Below are 16,109 nucleotides of genomic sequence, written 5' to 3'. Positions count from 1 at the left end.
GTCGCCGCTAGCGCACCACGGGGATGGCGGCGGTGGGCGGGACGATGGCCTGGGTGGCGGCCTGGATGGCCGTGATCGCGACGGTGTTGACGATGTCCTGCACGAGCGCGCCGCGCGAGAGGTCGTTGACCGGCTTGCGCAGACCCTGGAGGACCGGTCCGATGGCGACGGCGCCGGCCGAGCGCTGCACGGCCTTGTAGGTGTTGTTGCCCGTGTTGAGGTCGGGGAAGATGAACACCGTCGCGCGCCCGGCGACCTGGGAGCCGGGCATCTTCGAGGCCGCGACCGCCGCGTCGGCCGCCGCGTCGTACTGGATCGGGCCCTCGACGAGCAGGTCGGGCCGGCGCTCGCGCACCAGCGCCGTCGCCGCGCGGACCTTCTCGACGTCGGCGCCGGCTCCGCTCTCGCCGGTGGAGTAGGAGAGCATCGCGATGCGGGGGTCGATCCCGAACTGCCGGGCGGTCTCGGCGGACGAGATCGCGATGTCGGCGAGCTGCGCCTCGGTGGGGTCGGGGTTCACCGCGCAGTCGCCGTAGACCAGCACGCGGTCGGCGAGCGCCATCAGGAACACGCTCGAGACGACGGAGACGCCCGGGCTCGTCTTGATGATCTCGAAGCCGGGGCGGATGGTGTGCGCGGTCGTGTGCGCGGCTCCCGAGACCATCCCGTCGGCCAGGCCGAGCTGCACCATCATCGTGCCGAAGTAGGAGACGTCCGTGACGGTGTCGTAGGCGTGGTCGTAGGTGATGCCCTTGTGCGCGCGGATGCGGGCGTACTCCTCGGCGAAGCGCGCACGGTGCTCGGGGTCGAGGGTGCTCAGCACGCGCGCGCCGTCGAGGTCGAGGCCGAGGCCCGCCGCACGGGCGCGGATCTCGGCCTCCTCGCCGAGGATCGTGAGCCGGGCGATGCCGCGCTTGAGCACGGTCGCGGCGGCGCGGAGGATCCGGTCGTCGCCGCCCTCGGGCAGGACGATGTGGCGGTCGGCGATGCGCGCGCGCTCGATCAGCCCGTACTCGAACATCAGCGGCGTGACGACCTCGGACCGGCCGACGTCGAGGAGGGTGAGCAGCTCGACGGCGTCGACCGCCTCCTGGAACAGGGCGAGGGAGGTGTCGCGCTTGCGCGGGGAATCGGCCGCCAGGCGGCCGCGGGCCGCGGTGACGCGGACGGCGGTGTCGTAGGTGCCGAGCTCGGTCATCACGATCGGCACGCGGCTGTCGACGCCCTCGATCAGCCGGACGATCGGCTCCGGCAGCTCGAAGCCGCCGTTGAGGATGATGCCGGTGACGGTGGGGAACGTGCCGGAGGCGTACGCCATGATCACGGCGAGGACGACCTCGGGCCGGTCTCCGGGGACGATCACGACGCCGCCCTCGGTGAGCCGCGGCAGGACGTTCACCATGGACATGCCGGCGATCACCACGCCGAGCGCCTCCCGGCCGAGCAGCTCCGGATCGCCCGCGACGACGACGCCGTCGACCGCCTCGACCAGGCGGGACAGGCTCGGAGCGACGAGGAACGGATCCTCGCGGATCGCCCAGACCGGGACGGTGGCGGGGATGCTCTCGCGGATCGCGGCGACGGCGTCGGCGGCGGTGTCGGGATCGGCGCGGTTCGCGATCACTCCGATGAGGCTCGCGTGGGCCGTGCGCAGCTCGACCGAGGCGAGCTCCGTGATCTGGCGCATCTCCTCCGGCGTGCGCGCGGGAGCCTGGCCCAGCTGCTCGCTGCGGGACGAGTCACGGCCGGTGAGGACGAGCAGGACCGGGGCACCGAGGTTGGCGGCGATGCGGGCGTTGTAGCCGAGCTCGGTGGGGCTGCCGACGTCCGTGTAGTCGGAGCCGAGGATGACGACGGCGTCGCACCGGGCCTCGACGCCCTTGTACCGCTCGACGATCCGCGAGAGCGCCGCCTCGCCGTCGGCGTGGACGTCCTCGTAGGTGACGCCGATGCAGTCCTCGTAGGCGAGGCCCGAGTCGGAGTGGCCGAGCAGCATCTCGAGCACGTAGTCCGGCTCGGAGGTGGAGCGGGCGATCGGGCGGAAGACGCCGACCCGCTGCACCTGGCTGCTGAGCGCATCGAGGACGCCGAGGGCGACCGTGGACTTGCCCGAATGACCTTCGGCGGACGAGATGTAGATGCTCTGAACCATCGGATCCAGCCTACCGAGGGGGTCCCTCCGCCTGGCTGAGTAGAGGCCAGGGATGGGAGGGCGTGCATGCGGCGCTGCTGTGGAGGAGCTTCCTCGAGCGGTGCAAGCCGGCAGTGCGGTGGCGCGGACGCCGGGCGGCGGAGCAGGCGGCCCCGTCAGACCGGCGGCCCTGCGGACGAGCGGCCCTTGAAAGAAACTGCCGGTAAACGGAAGAAGACCCCCCGCGCACCCGCCAGAGCCCGGTTACCCTTGCTGCGTTTCCGCCCTGGGGGAGTTGGCCTGGATGGCGCCACGCGGGGAGCCGGGTGACAGTCTAACCGACGACGGCGGCCGAGGAGAGCGGGGCGTGTCGGGGTCGTGGTCAGCGGGAGCCTCCGACACCGGCTAGTATCGATGAGTCGCGGCTCAGGTCGTGCCAGGAGGATTCGCCTAGTGGCCTATGGCGCACGCTTGGAAAGCGTGTTGGGTGAAAGCCCTCGGGGGTTCGAATCCCCCATCCTCCGCGAACGGTGTCCGTTGCTCTCGCCAGCACGGGCACCGTTTTGTTTAACCGGTGCGGGCGATCGTCGAGGCCCGGTCGACCGGTGCAGGCGTCCATCGGAGCGGCGCGCTCACGCAACGCCGGGTTCGCGCCGCCGGCGCACACGCAGCCGTAGCCGACGACCTCGCGCCGATTGCGGGAGATCAGCCGTAGAGGTGGTTCGTCCGCGCGCAGGAGTCGGAGCAGAACGCGCCACGGCGGGCGACGAGCGGGGCCGAGCAGGCGGCGCAGACGGGGCGGAAGAAGAGTTCGGCTATGGATCGCGACATGGTCCGACCGTAGGTGCCGGTCCCGGGTCGTGCCCGTCGCCATCCGTAATACGACACCGCGGACGACAGGGCGGCGATACGGACCCTCCGGCGACGCCGACCGTCAGTCGGCGATGCGCTCGAGCCATTCGTCGAGCAGGAGCCGCTCCCCCGCGCTGAGGGGCTCGATCTGCGGCAGCGCCGTCCGCAGGGCGACGGCGTGCGCGACGACCGCACGGGCGGCGGGATCGGTGGGGCCCGCCTCCGCCGTGGTGATCGCCGCGAGGACGGACTCGCGCGAGCGGGACGAGAGCTCGTCGTCGGGGTCGGCGAGGGCGGTCAGCGTGAGGGTGCAGCCGAGCGCGGCCGACTGGAGCAGGCGGGAGGCACGCTCGACGTCGACGGTGAGGCGGCCGGCTTCGGCGACGGCCCGGACCGCGTCGAGGAGGACGCCGCGGGACAGGCGCGCCGCCTCCGACTCCTCCCCCGGCCGCGCGGTGAACATCAGCGCGTAGAGGTGCGGTTCGGCGAGTCCGAAGGCGACGTGGTGATCCCAGGCGGCACGGAGCGCGTCGACCGGGTCGGCCGGCGCCTCGCTCCGCTCGAAGTCGGTGAGAGCCGTGGCGAATCCGGCTGCCGCGGCCGAGTCGAGCAGCCCGCGCAGGTCGCCGAACGTCCGGTAGATCGTGGGTGCCTGCACCCCCGCCGCCGCGCTGATCGCCCGCGTCGACACTGCGTCCCGCCCGCCGTCCGCCAGCAGCTCGACCGTCGCTCGGAGGATCCGCTCCCGCGTCGTCCCGCTCTCACTCATGCTACCGACGCTAACACGCTCCCGTTAGCGCCTCGTCTCCCCGAGCGGCCCGGGTCGCGTCAACGCCGTCGGGCGGTCCCGAAGATCCCGCGGACCACCTCGCGCAGCAGGGTCCTGCCGGCGCTCGAGCCCAGCACCTCCTCGACGACCGTCTTGTCGCGGCGGGCGGTGCGGGTCCCGCGGGAGGTCGGTGCCGTGCGCCGTCGGGAGCGCTCGGCGGCCTGGTCGGCGGCGCGCTCGGCGGCGGCCCGCTCCTTCGCGCGGCGGGCGGCGTCCGCGGTCTCCTCCTTCGCGCGGCGGGCGTCGTCGGCGGCCTGCTGCTCGGCGGCGGCGCGGGCCTCCTCGGCGTCGGCGGCGGCGTCGAGCCGGCGGGTGAGGATCTCGCGGGCGGAGTCGCGGTCGAGGGGCGTGCCGTAGCGCGCGAGGAGCGGGGACCTCTGGACGCTCGCCTCGCGGTCGGCCTCGGGGGTGGGCTTCATCGAGCCGAGCGGGGCGCGGAGACGCGTCCAGGCGACCGGGGTCGGGGCGCCGCGCTCGTTCATGACCGTCACGATCGCCTCGCCGATGGGGAGCGCCTGGAGGACCTCGCCGAGGTCGTAGTCGCTCTCGGGGTAGGTCGAGACGGTGGCGCGGAGGGCCTTGGCATCGTCCGGCGTGTGCGCGCGGAGCTGGTGCTGCACGCGGGAGCCGAGCTGGGCGAGGACGTCGCCGGGCACGTCCTTCGGGGTCTGCGTGACGAAGACGATGCCGACGCCCTTGGAGCGGATGAGGCGCACGGTCTGGGTGATCGCGGCGAGGAAGTCCTTCGACGCGTCGCGGAAGAGCAGGTGCGCCTCGTCGAAGAAGAACACCAGCTTCGGCTTGTCGAGGTCGCCGACCTCCGGCAGGTCGTTGAAGAGGTCGGCGAGCAGCCACATCAGGAAGGTGGAGAACAGAGCCGGTCGGTCGGCGACTCCGGGGACCTCGAGGAGGCTGACGACGCCGCGCCCGTCGGCGGCGAGGCGGAGGAACTCGGCCGTGTCGATCTCGGGCTCGCCGAAGAACACGTCGGCGCCCTGGTCGGCGAACGCGATCAGCTCGCGGAGGATCACGCCGGCGGTCGCCTTGGACAGCCCGCCGAGCTCGGCGAGCTCCGCCTTGCCCTCGTCGCCGACGAGGTAGGTGAGCACGGCGCGGAGGTCGGACAGGTCGACGAGCGGGAGACCGGCGCTCTCGGCGTAGTGGAAGACGAGGCCGAGGCTCGACTCCTGCGTGTGGTTGAGGCCGAGCACCTTCGCGAGCAGCAGCGCGCCGAAGCCGGTCACGGTGGCGCGGACGGGGACGCCGGTGCCGATGCCGCCGAGCGCGAAGTACTCGGCGGGGGCCGCCTCCGCCCGCCAGTCCTGGCCGATGCCGCGGGTGCGGGCGAGCAGCGCGTCGGTCGCGGTGCCCGGAGTGGCGAGGCCGGAGAGGTCGCCCTTGATGTCCGCGGCGAAGACGGGGACGCCGTGGGCCGAGAGCTGCTCGGCGAGGACCTGCAGCGTCTTGGTCTTGCCGGTGCCGGTCGCGCCGACGACGAGGCCGTGCCGGTTGAGCATGCCGAGCGGGATGCGGACGGGCACGTCGATCCGCGCGTCGCCGTTGACGAGGGCGCCGAGCTCGAGGGCCGGGCCGGTGAACGCGTACCCGGCGCGCACGGCGTCGACGGCGCTCTCGGGGAGCGGACCGGGGGCCGGGGCGGGCGCCGAGGGGGTGGGCGGAGCATCTGCATCCGGAGCGATCGGACCGGAAGCGACGGCGTCCGGAGCGACGGCGTCCGGAGCAACCGGAGCAGCGGACTGCTCCGCTCCGCTCCCCGACGCCGCCACCAGCCGCACGTCGTCCGCGACGGCCTCCGCCTCCTCCGGGCCGGCCGCCGCGTTCAGCGCCGCGGCCGCCGCCTCCGCTCGCATCAGGGCCTCGGCGGCCTCCGCCTGCAGTCGGCGGGCGGCCTCCAGGGCCGCGCGCGCCTCGTCCCTCGCCGAGGCGAGCCCGTCGTCGTCACTCATGGGCTCAGCCTAGGTCGGCGGCGCCGGTCAGTCCTCGCGGACGTGCCAGGACTGTCCGTACCCGCCGTCGGCCTCGGGGCGGGCCATCAGCTCGAGGAACGGGTCGGCGCTGAACGCCTCCGGCCCGAGCACTCCGGCGCCGGTCCATACGCCGGTCGCGAGGAGCTCGAGCGCGACCACCGGGTTGAGCGCCGTCTGCCAGACCACGCACTGGGTGCCGTACTCGGCCATCGTCCACTCGTTGTCGCTCACGTGGTAGAGGTACACCTCGCGGTGGGCGCCGTCCTTCGTGCCCGAGACGAAGAGGCCGGCGCAGGTCCTGCCGGTCATCCGCGGGCCGATGCCGGCGGGATCGGGCAGGGCGGCGGCGACGACGTCGCGCGGCGAGACCTCGACGGGACCGCCGGCCGAGCGGACCCGCAGGGGCTCGGTGCTGTCCAGGCCGAGGAGGTGGAGGGTGCGCAGGACGCCGATGAACTGCTCGCCGAGGCCGTACTTGAAGGTGACCTTCTTCGCGTCGAGCCAGCGCGGCATCAGCAGCACCTCCTCGTGCTCGACGTTCACGCACTCGACCGGGCCGATGCCCTCGGGGAACTCGAACACCTCCGGCTCCGAGAAGGGGGCGGTGGTGTACCAGCCGCGGTCGCGCTCGAACACCACCGGCGGGTTCAAGCACTCCTCGATCGTGGTCCAGATGGAGAAGGACGGAGCGAAGATCTCGCGGCCGTCCGCGTCGTGCACGACGAGGTTCGCGCCGTCCCGCACTCCGAGCTCGTCGATCTCGTCGAAGAGGTGGTCGGAGGCGTAGCGGGCGAAGACGTCGGAGAGTCCCGGCTCCACGCCCATGCCCACCAGCGCGAGGCGGCCGCGGGAGGACCACTCCTCCGCCGCGGCGAACTGCTCGTCGCCGAGCTTGAGCCCCGTCAGCTCGTGGGGCCGCTCGGGGTGCGGGAGCGAGAGGCTCATCGCCATGTCGAGGTAGTCGGCCTCGGCGGCGAGCGCTCCGGCGAAGATCGTCGGGACGAAGCGCGGCTCGACGGCGTTCATCACGTGGGTCGCCCCGTGCGCGCGGGCGACGGTCTCGACGTTCTCGGCGTCGGAGGCGTCGATCCGCGCGGCGACGAAGCGGTCGTCGGCACCGTGCCGCTCCGCGATCCACGTGACCGTGCGCTCGGCCCGGGCGAGGTCGTAGTCGCAGACGATGATCTGCTCGAAGAAGGAGCGGCGCGCGGCGATCTTCGCGAAGGCGTCGCCGACGCCGCCGGCGCCGACCAGGAGGATTCTCATGGGGACACCGTAGCGACGGATCGCGTCGTCCACCATGCCGAGCACCGACGGAATCGGAGCGGAGCGCGCCTTCCGGCCACCGGATCCGTCACAGGGCGGCCCGCTCCCCCCGCTCGAGCAGGCGGAGGAAGCCGGAGAGGTGCCCGAGGCCGGTCAGCGAGGTCGGGAGCGAGGCGGCGAGCGCCGGCGAGTGCACCAGGTACGCCGCCCACTTCGCGCGCGAGACCGCGACGTTCAGGCGGTTGGGCAGGAGGAGGAACTCCATTCCGCGCGGGACGTCCGCCCCGGAGGACGCGGCGAGCGACACGATGGCGACCACCGCCTCCCTGCCCTGGAAGAGGTCGACCGTGCCGACCGGCGTCTCCTCGAGGCCCGCGGCGTCGAGGGCGGTGCGGAGGAGCCCGCCCTGGGCGTTGTAGGGCGCGACGACGATGACGTCGGCCGCGGTCAGCGTCCGCTCGCCGTGCTCGTCGGTCCAGGCGCGGCCGACGAGGGAGAGGGCGATCTCGACGACGCGCCTCGCCTCGTCCGGCGAGGAGGTGGTGTCGCCCGCGTGCTCGACCGGGACGGAGTGCACGCCCGGCTCGACCCCCTCGAGGTGGCGCACCTGCGGCGCCCGCGACCGCAGCGCGCCCTCGTAGGACAGCTCGGAGACGGCGTCGGAGAGCGCCGGGTGCATCCGGTGGGTCTGCGCGAGGAAGTAGCCGTACTCCGGCGGGAGGACGTCGTGCCCGTCGGCGAGCCAGCCGAGCGCCGACTCGTCGACCGGCTCCGGGTGCGCGCCCTGGCTCACCTGGGGCAGCTGCTGCGGGTCGCCGAGCAGGAGCAGGCGCTGGGCGGAGACGGCCGACGCGATCGTCGGGGCGAGCGAGAACTGCCCGGCCTCGTCGACCACCAGGAGGTCGAGCGAGCGGCGCGGCACGGTGACCGGGTTCGCGAAGGTCCAGGCGGTGCCGCCGATGACGCAGCCGCCGCCCTCCTCGAGGACGGCGGTGAGTGCCGCCGCGTTCTTCACCGGCGCCCAGGGCGCCGCCTCGAGCGCCTCGGGCGATGTGCCGTTCTTGGGCACCTTCGCCACGCGGGAGGGATCGACGCCGCGGCCGACGACGGCGCTCAGCACGTTCTCGACCACCGAGTGCGACTGGCCGACCACGCCGATGCGCCAGCCGTGCTCGTTCACCAGCCGTGCGATCACGTGGGAGCCGACGTAGGTCTTGCCGGTGCCGGGCGGACCCTGCACGGCGAGGGTCGCCCGGTCGAGTCCGAGCAGAGTGGTGACGACCGCGCCGATCACGTCGTCGCCCTGCACAGGAGCGACGGCTCCCGGCGGCACGCGGCGGAGGACGTCGAGCGCCGGGTCGGCCAGCATCGCGGGCAGCGCGTCGAGGACCTCGCCGCCCCACTCCGCGATCGCCTCGGGCTGGGGCGCGGCGCGCGGCGGCGGCGCGGGGGCGAGGGCGACCGGAGCGTCGTCGTGCGGATCCTCCCCCGCCTTCAGGCCCTCCTTGAGGAGCAGGACGATCCGCTCGCCGTCGTCGTCGACCGCGAGGATCTCGGAGCGCTCGGAGGCGCCGCGCAGACCGGGACCGGGCGAGGGTGCGCCAGGGGGCGCCGGGGCCTCGTAGACCAGGTACGGCGACGAGCCGGTGCCGAGCCGGCTGCCGGGAGCGAGCCGGCCGAGGATCCGCAGCTCGCGCGACTGCGTGCGGGCGCGCGGGAGCTTCGCCCAGTCGCGGACGACCTCGACCCGGTCGATCATCACGACGTCGCGGGTGTCCGCCCACTCGTCCAGCGGCTGCCGGAGGCGGTCGAAGTGCTCCTGCCAGAAGGTCTTGGCCTCGCGGCGGTGGTAGTCGATCGCCGCGCCGGCGAGGGCGAGCGCGGTCTGGTCGGCCGTGCGCTCGCGCGGCTCGATCCCCTCGACCTGCGCCAGCAGTGCGACCGCGACCGGGTGCGGCTCGCGGGGCACGGGGATCTCGACCTCGAGCAGCGGCGGCAGCTCCTCGCGCGGCGGAGCGAGCTCCAGGAGCCAGTCGCGCAGGCGGAGCGTGGAGCGGCAGTCGTAGGCGTTGTACTCGGCGACGAGGTCGAGCCCGCGCTGCCCCTCGACAGGATCGGCCCTCTGTGCGGCGCGCGCCTCCACGTACATCTCAATGCTGTCGGCGGCGTTCGTGACGCCGGACGCGTCGCGCTCCTCCTCGCCCATGTAGAGCGGCTCCAGCTTCTTGAGCGAGTAGCTGCGCGAGCCCACGCGGAGCGCCCGCCGCACCACCGGGTACAGGTCGACCAGGACGCCGTCGCGCAGGAGCGCGTCGACCTCCTCCTCGCCGACCCCGTGGCGGAGCGCGAGCGAGAGCAGGTGGCTGCGCTCGTAGGAGGCGTAGTGGTAGACGTGCATCCGGGGGTGCTCGGCCCGGCGCGCCCGCAGGAGCGCGAGGAAGTCGAGGAGCGCCCGGCGCTCGGCCGCGAGGTCGTGCGCCCAGAGCGCGGTGAAGCGCTCCTGGTCATCGACCATGCCGAAGAGGTAGTCGAGGCCCCACTCGCGGTTGTCCTCGGTGTAGAGCGGATCGCCCTCGAAGTCGAAGAAGAGGTCCCCCGGGTCGGGGGCGGGCAGCCCGGCGAGCACGGAGGCGTCGATCACCTCGACGGCCGGCACCGGCGAGGACTCCGACCGCAGCTGCAGCCGCGCCTGGGCGCGCAGGCCCTCGAGCGTGCCCGCGCCCAGCCCGGGGACGGGGCCGTCGTGCTCGGCGAGGGCGTCGAGGGTGAGGACGCCGGCCGCCGTGAGCTTCGCCCGCTGGTCGAGCCCCATCCCGGCGACGAGGATCGGATCGCGGTGCGCCTGGACCTCGGGCGCGCAGACCGAGCAGCGTCCGCAGGAGGGGTAGCGCGGATCGCCCCACGCCAGCGGCTCGTCGGCGGCGAGGCGCTCGGCGAGCACGGCGCGGAGCCGTGCGCGCTGCACCCGCTGGACCGGGGCGACGACGGCCAGCTCGTGGCTGGTGACGGAGCCGTCGCCGAGCACGAGGTGCACCTGCTCCCCCGCGCGGACGCCGCGGGCCTGCATCTGCTCGGCGTAGGCGGCGAGCTGCAGCAGCGCCGGGATCTTGGCGTGCCGGGCGAGCTTGGTGTCGTAGACCTCGTAGGCGCCGTCGGCGGTGCGGAGGAGGAAGTCCGAGAAGCCCAGGAACTCGCCGTCGAAGAAGGTGGCCTGGTAGAGCACGTCGACCCCGGCGCGCATCGCCTCGACGGCCGCCTCGGCCGCCGCGGGGTAGCCGGCGGGCTCGGGGCGCTCGAACTCGAGCACCTCGTGCGTGCGCTTCAGCTCGGCGAGGAAGCGGTGCTCGTGCTCGTCGCCGAGTACCGCGGTGCGCTCGAGCATCCCGTCCCTCTCGGCCTCGAGGCGCGGCGCGCGGCCCAGCAGGGCGTCGAACCGGCGGAGGACCGCCCACTCGCAGGCCGCCCAGTTCGACAGGTCGGTGGGGCTCGTGACCACGCGGCCGGACTCCAGGTACACGCGACTCCTTCCGCGATCACCGGGCGGCGATCGGCTCCAGGCTAGGGCGCCCCTCCGACACTCGTGCGGCTGCGGCCACCACCCGCGCCGCTCCGCCTCCGCGTGGCAGGCTGGGCCGATGACCCGCGCTCGCTTCGAGATCATCCCGGCCGACGACATCGGCGAGCGCGCCGCACGGGCGTTCCCGGACCCCTCCGCGGTGACGCTGACCGTGACCAGCCTGCCGAAGCACGGGACCGGGCGGACCGTGGACTGCGCGGTCGCGCTGGCCGGGCGCGGGTTCCGCGTGGTGCCCCACCTGGCGGCGCGGAACGTCGAGGGCCGCGCCGCACTCGAGCGGGTCCTCGAGCGGATGGGCGAGGCGGGGATCGACGAGGCGTTCGTGATCTCGGGCGACGCGTCCTCGGCGGCCGGCACCTACTCCACGAGCCTCGAGCTCATCCGCGACGCCCGCGAGATCTCACCCGGGCTGGCCCTGGACATCGCAGGCTATCCCGAGGGCCACCCGCACCTCTCCGACGAGAGCATCGAGCGGCACCTGCGCGAGCGCGCTCCGTTCATCCGCTCGATCGTCACGCAGATGTGCTTCGACGTGGACGCGGTGGTCCGCTACGCCGATCGGCTCCGCGAGACGGGGATCACGTCCGATCTGTGGGCGGGCGTGCCGGGGCCGGTCGAGCGCTCGCGGCTGCTGACGCTGGGCGCGCGGATCGGAGTGGGCTCCTCGCTCGGCTTCCTGAAGCGGAGCACCTCGGTGGCCGGCGGGCTCCTCCGCGGACGCCGCTTCGACCCTTCCGCGTTCGTCGCGCGCCTGGAAGCGGCGGCGGGCGACCGCCTCGCGGGCCTGCACGTCTACACCTTCAACGAGCTCGACTCCCTCGCCGCCTTCGGCTGATCGGCGAGCCTCCGCGCTCCTCGGGCGTCGACCCTCAGGGGCTCGAAGCCCTCGCGGGGAGCGCTGCGCCGGTCAGGTGGTGCGGCGGATCCAGATCGGCGGGTGCGGGAGCTCGGCCTCGGTGCGCAGGCGGCCGGCGAGCGGGGCCCAGACCACGAGCGCCACGCCGATCCCGAGCAGCAGGCCGCCGACGGTGTCGCTCAGCCAGTGGGCGCCGAGGTAGGTGCGGCTCGCCATCATCGCCACGGTATACAGGAAGCCCACGATCCAGACCCACAGCAGCGGGAACACCAGGGCCAGCACCATCGCCGTCGTCGCCGCGTTGGCGGTGTGGCCGGACGGGAAGGAGCCGTAGTCGCTGGTGACGAGCATGTCGGCCGGGCGGGCGCGTCCCACCAGCTCCTTGACGAACTGAGTGGCGCCCACGCTGACCAGCGCGGCGATCGCGTAGTAGAGCGCCGCCCACCGCCTGCGGAACACCAGCAGCACGGCGACGATGCCGAGCGGGATGAGCGTCGTCCCGACGAGCCCCGCTCCGACCGTGTTCATGACGAGGGCCGGGATGTCCCAGACCGGCGAGCGGTGCTCGACGATCTCGTCCATCCACTCCATGTCGAAGCGGAAGGCCGAGGTGGGGCGGAAGGCGATCAGCACGGCGAGGAGCACCGTGAGCAGGATCGCGAGCGACGCGGAGATCAGCGGCCAGCGGCGGGAGACCCGGTGGGCCGCCTCCTTCGTCAGCAGCCGGGCGGCGACGTCGTCGGACGGCACCTGCTCGCGCATCCGCGCACGCTGGACGGCGTCGGGGCGCGCGATTCCGGGCTCGGTCGACAGGCGGTCGTCGCGGTGATCCATCCGGACATGATGCCGTCACACGGCGTTCCCCCGCTGGGGGTTGCGGGGCGGCTCGGCCGACCGTTCGGAAGCCCGGCGTCCGTGCGCCGGGGTTCGTGGCACCGTCCGACCGGCCGTGCGGATGCCCGGCCTTCCCCCGCGGGGGTTCGCGGCGCGGCTCAGCCGGCCGCGCGGGCCAGGCGGGCGGCGCGGAGGGCGTCGAGCCGGGTCGGCTCGGAGGAGCGCGCGAGGAGCCGCGCGGCGACGGCGCTCACGCGGGAGTCGTCCGAGGCGGAGGCCCGTTCGAGGGCGGCGGCCGCGTCGGGACCGGTGATCGAGCCGAGCGCCATCACGGCCGAGACCGCGAGCGCGGAGTCGTCGCTGCCGGCGGCCCCGTCCAGCGCGTCGACGGCAGGACGCGCGTCGTCGCCCAGGTAGCCGAGTGCGGCAGCGGCGTGACGCCGGACCGGCGCGGACCCCTCGCGGAGGGCCTGCTCCAGACCGGGGACGGCCGCGGCGCCGAAGGAGGCGAGGACGTCGGTGAGCACGTTCTGCGCCTCCGCGTCGTCGTCGCCGAGCAGGCCCAGCAGGACCGGCAGCGCGCGCTCGTCGCCGAGGCGGCCCAGCGCGAAGCGGGCCTTCGCGGCGACGGCGGGCTCGGAGTCGGCGGCCAGCGGGGCGATGTCGTCGAGCGTCGCCGGGTCGAGGATCTTGCTGAGCACGTGCAGCGCCTGCGTGCGCACCCGGGGCTCGCGGCCGAGCGCCTCGCGGGCGACGGGGACGGCGGCGGAGCCGAGGCGGCCGACCGACCAGGTGAGCACGTCGCGGACGAAGAAGTCCGGCTCCTCCCACAGGTGCGCCGCGAGGGGCTCGGCGGTGGCGGGCTCGGCGAGCTCGCCCAGGGTCATCGCCGCACGGAGGCGGACGTCGCGGTCGGGGTCGGAGAGCTCGGCGAGCAGGGCGGAGGAGTCGCGGGAGGACATGGGAGGGGACTGTAGCAGCGGCGCTCGGGAGCGGATCCAGCGAGGGCCGGAACACCCGGGAGGAGCTGCAGGAGCGGGGCGTGCCGGACCGCCGGGACCCGGAGTCGAGCGCTCAGTCCTGCAGCGCCGGGACGCTCCTCGGCCGGACGATCAGCCAGAGCGCCAGGATCGACACGGTCGCCGTCGCCATCATCACCACGGCCATCGGCACGGCCGAGCCGGCGCCGAAGACCCCCGAGATCGGCGACAGCAGTCCGGCGGTGCCGAAGTTGACCGCTCCGAGCAGCGACGCGGCCGTCCCCGCCTCCCGGCCGTGGTTGACCAGGCCGAGGACCTGCACGCACGGGAAGCTGAAGCCGCAGGACGCGATGAAGAACCACAGCGGGACGAGCGTGCCCCAGAGCCCCAGCCCGAGCACGTCGAAGAGGGCGATCAGGCCGGCGGAGGTGAACAGCGTCAGCGTCGTGATCGCGAGGATCCACTGCGGCCCGATCCTCCGGCTGAGGTAGGAGGACGCCTGCACGCCGAGGACGACGCCGAGCGAGTTCACGGCGAAGAGCAGCCCGTACTGCTGCGCGTCGAATCCGTAGAGGCCCTGGAACAGGAACGAGGAGCTGGAGAGGTAGGTGAACAGGCCGGCGAAGGTCATGCCCCCGATCACCGCCACTCCGAGGAACACGCGGTCGCTGAGGACGGCCCGGTAGCGCTGCACGAGCGAGCGGTGCTCGCGCTCGTGTCGGGCGGCGCGGGGCCGGGTCTCGACGACGAGCAGGCCGACGGCCGCGACGACCAGCACGCCGTAGGCGGCGAGGAAGACGAAGATCCCGCGCCAGTCCATGATCAGCAGCAGCTGCGAGCCGATGACCGGCGCGAGCACGGGCGCGAGGCCCGACACCAGGGCGAGCCGGGACAGCATCCGCACCAGCGGGCGTCCGCCGAAGAGGTCGCGGACCATCGCCATCGCGACCACGCCGCCCGCCGCCGCACCGGCTCCCATCAGGAAGCGGAAGACGCCGAGCGTGACGATCTCGGGGGCGAGCGCCGCGCCGACGCTGGCCAGGACGTGCAGCGAGGTGGCCAGGAGGATCGGCAGGCGCCGGCCGACCGCGTCGCTCCAGGGGCCCACGACCAGCTGGCCGAGCGCGAAGCCGAGGGTCGTGCCGGTGAGGGTCAGCTGGACCGCCGCCTCCGACACGTTCAGCTCGCTCTGCAGCGCGGGGAACGCCGGCAGGTAGAGGTCGATCGTGAACGGCCCGAGGGCGGTCAGCGAGCCGAGGACGATCACGTAGACGAGGCGCTGGCGGGCCGTCAGGGCGTCGCCCGGGTGGCGGTGCACCGGGAGGGAGGCGGTCGGAGTCGAGGCGGGAGTGGACACGGAGTGCCTTCCTGCGCAGGGCGCAGCGGGGTGGGAGGGAGGGGTGCGGCCGGTGTCGTCCTCGGCTCGGGAGCGGACCTCGTCGGCTCCACGCCGCTCGGTCGAATCAATTCGATCACGTGTCGGACAGTGGCGCCACCCCTCGGCCCGCCGTCGGGTCAGACCGGGTGGAGCGGAGTGCCGAGCGGGTCGGCGAGCAGGCGCTCGAAGGCGAGCTCGGCTGCGCCCAGCATGAGCAGATCGGCGCCGAGCTCGGTCCGCACGATGCGCACGGAGTCGAGCGCGACCCGGAAGGGGCCGCCGCGGCCCAGGCGCTCCTCCAGGAACCCCGGCGCGACTCCGATCAGCGCCCCGAGGAAGCCGCCCAGCACCACGAGCTGCGGGTTGAACACGTTGATCACGTTGCGCAGGGCGACCGCGAGGTGCCCGAGCTGGCGCTCGACCTCGGCACGGACGGCCGGGTCCTCGGAGGCGGCGAGCGCCTCCTCCAGCCGCTCGCTCTCGTCGAGGCCGAGCACGGTGAGCAGCTCGGCGCGGCCGACCTCGGTCTCGAGGCAGCCGACGGCGCCGCAGTGGCAGTCGATGCCGGCGCTGTTGACGAGGGTGTGGCCGATCTCCCCCGCGTAGCCGTCGATGCCGTGCAGAGGCGCGCCGCCGACGATGACGCCGGCGCCCACTCCGCTCGCGCCGCCGTTGAGGTAGACGAGGTGCGAGACGTCGCGGCCGGCGCCGAGGACGCTCTCGGCGAGCGCACCGAGGTTGGCGTCGTTCGCCGAGAGGACGGGCAGTCCGGTCGCGTCCGCGAGCATGCGGGAGAAGGGCTCGTCGTCCCAGCCGAGGTGCGGGCCGACCCGGACGAGGCCGTCGGCGTCGCGGACGAGGCCGGGCACGGCGACGCCGATGCCGACGGTCCGCGTCTCCTCGGGCAGCTCGGCGAGCAGCTCGGCGACCGCCTCGGCCGCCAGGCGGGCGGCGGCCTCGGCGGTGGGGACGGAGGCGGAGCGGCGGATGCGGCGGCGGACGACGGCGTCGACCCCGACCACGGCGACCGTGACGGCGTCGATCTCGGGGTTCACGGCGAGCGCGACGACTCCGGGATCGGCCTCGACGACGGGGCTCGGCCGGCCGACCTGGTTCGGCGTGGCGGGCTCGCGCTCGCGCACGATGCCGAGCTCCACCAGCTCGCCGACCAGTGCCGCGATCGTGGAGCGGTTGAGGCCGGTCAGGCGGGTCAGCTGCGAGCGGGAGCGGGGGCCGCCGCGGTGCACGAGGCGGAGGATCGCCGAGAGGTTGTGCCGCCTGACGCGGTCGAGGTTGTTGCCGCGCGTCGCGTGGTCGGGCATCCGCGGTCTCCTCTGCTTGCGGGGGTCAGCCTAGCCGGGGGCGGGGCCGGGGTCTCGAGGGGAGGGCTGCGCCCACTGCTCGATCAGCAGGAGGGC

The 16,109-nt window shown here is 74.0% G+C and carries 11 protein-coding genes, 1 tRNA gene and 1 other RNA gene; 2 read left to right on the top strand and 11 right to left on the bottom strand.

From position 1 onward, the window contains the following. Positions 1-7 precede the first annotated feature (7 nt). Both pta and ffs read right to left on the bottom strand, forming a co-directional pair. Positions 8-2,152, bottom strand: coding sequence for a phosphate acetyltransferase (gene pta, locus C5C71_RS13830; protein WP_104263537.1), 2,145 nt, complete (start codon positions 2,150-2,152; stop codon positions 8-10). A 209-nt stretch (positions 2,153-2,361) separates the two neighbouring features. Further along, positions 2,362-2,458: signal recognition particle sRNA small type (gene ffs / locus C5C71_RS13825), an RNA gene on the bottom strand. A 112-nt stretch (positions 2,459-2,570) separates the two neighbouring features. Here ffs and C5C71_RS13820 point away from each other — a divergent pair. Continuing rightward, positions 2,571-2,655, top strand: a tRNA-Ser gene (locus tag C5C71_RS13820). A gap of 181 nt (positions 2,656-2,836) precedes the next feature. Here the strand turns inward: C5C71_RS13820 and C5C71_RS17990 are convergent. The 5 genes from C5C71_RS17990 to C5C71_RS13800 all read right to left on the bottom strand — a co-directional run bounded on the left by C5C71_RS17990 (position 2,837) and on the right by C5C71_RS13800 (position 10,583). Continuing rightward, positions 2,837-2,962, bottom strand: a complete 126-nt coding sequence (locus C5C71_RS17990; RefSeq protein ID WP_258060618.1) for a hypothetical protein — start codon at positions 2,960-2,962, stop codon at positions 2,837-2,839. A gap of 103 nt (positions 2,963-3,065) precedes the next feature. After that, positions 3,066-3,752: a TetR/AcrR family transcriptional regulator gene (locus tag C5C71_RS13815; RefSeq protein ID WP_104336177.1), complete on the bottom strand. Its 687-nt coding sequence runs from the start codon at positions 3,750-3,752 to the stop codon at positions 3,066-3,068. Positions 3,753-3,811: 59 nt separating this feature from the next. Then, entirely contained in the window at positions 3,812-5,779 is a 1,968-nt protein-coding gene (locus C5C71_RS13810) for a helicase HerA-like domain-containing protein (protein ID WP_104337887.1), read from the bottom strand. A 27-nt stretch (positions 5,780-5,806) separates the two neighbouring features. Beyond that, positions 5,807-7,066: a saccharopine dehydrogenase family protein gene (locus tag C5C71_RS13805; protein ID WP_104337890.1), complete on the bottom strand. Its 1,260-nt coding sequence runs from the start codon at positions 7,064-7,066 to the stop codon at positions 5,807-5,809. 88 nt (positions 7,067-7,154) lie between these two features. Beyond that, a complete protein-coding gene (locus C5C71_RS13800) occupies positions 7,155-10,583 on the bottom strand; it encodes a bifunctional RecB family nuclease/DEAD/DEAH box helicase (protein WP_104337886.1) in 3,429 nt (1,142 codons plus the stop codon). A gap of 118 nt (positions 10,584-10,701) precedes the next feature. Here C5C71_RS13800 and C5C71_RS13795 point away from each other — a divergent pair, with 118 nt between their 5' ends. Next, positions 10,702-11,478 carry a methylenetetrahydrofolate reductase gene (locus C5C71_RS13795; RefSeq protein ID WP_104337885.1) on the top strand — a complete coding sequence of 259 codons (777 nt, stop codon included), beginning with the start codon at positions 10,702-10,704 and terminating at the stop codon, positions 11,476-11,478. 72 nt (positions 11,479-11,550) lie between these two features. Here C5C71_RS13795 and C5C71_RS13790 read toward each other — a convergent pair whose 3' ends face one another. The 4 genes from C5C71_RS13790 to C5C71_RS13775 form a co-directional block, all read right to left on the bottom strand. After that, the gene (locus C5C71_RS13790; RefSeq protein ID WP_258068734.1) at positions 11,551-12,333 is read right to left on the bottom strand and encodes a phosphatase PAP2 family protein; all 783 of its coding nucleotides are present in this window, start codon (positions 12,331-12,333) and stop codon (positions 11,551-11,553) included. A gap of 158 nt (positions 12,334-12,491) precedes the next feature. Continuing rightward, positions 12,492-13,295 carry a HEAT repeat domain-containing protein gene (locus C5C71_RS13785; RefSeq protein ID WP_104337884.1) on the bottom strand — a complete coding sequence of 268 codons (804 nt, stop codon included), beginning with the start codon at positions 13,293-13,295 and terminating at the stop codon, positions 12,492-12,494. Between the two features lie 112 nt (positions 13,296-13,407). Continuing rightward, positions 13,408-14,670: a multidrug effflux MFS transporter gene (locus tag C5C71_RS13780; RefSeq protein ID WP_104337883.1), complete on the bottom strand. Its 1,263-nt coding sequence runs from the start codon at positions 14,668-14,670 to the stop codon at positions 13,408-13,410. A gap of 158 nt (positions 14,671-14,828) precedes the next feature. Then, positions 14,829-16,013 carry an ROK family transcriptional regulator gene (locus C5C71_RS13775; protein WP_104227455.1) on the bottom strand — a complete coding sequence of 395 codons (1,185 nt, stop codon included), beginning with the start codon at positions 16,011-16,013 and terminating at the stop codon, positions 14,829-14,831. Between the last annotated feature and the right edge of the window lie 96 nt (positions 16,014-16,109).

The organism is Rathayibacter sp. AY1C1, assembly GCF_002932105.1.
In the GTDB taxonomy this organism is placed as follows: Bacteria; Actinomycetota; Actinomycetes; order Actinomycetales; family Microbacteriaceae; genus Rathayibacter.
Note: the sequence above shows the minus strand (reverse complement) of the source record. Positions and strands in the feature narration are given on the sequence as shown.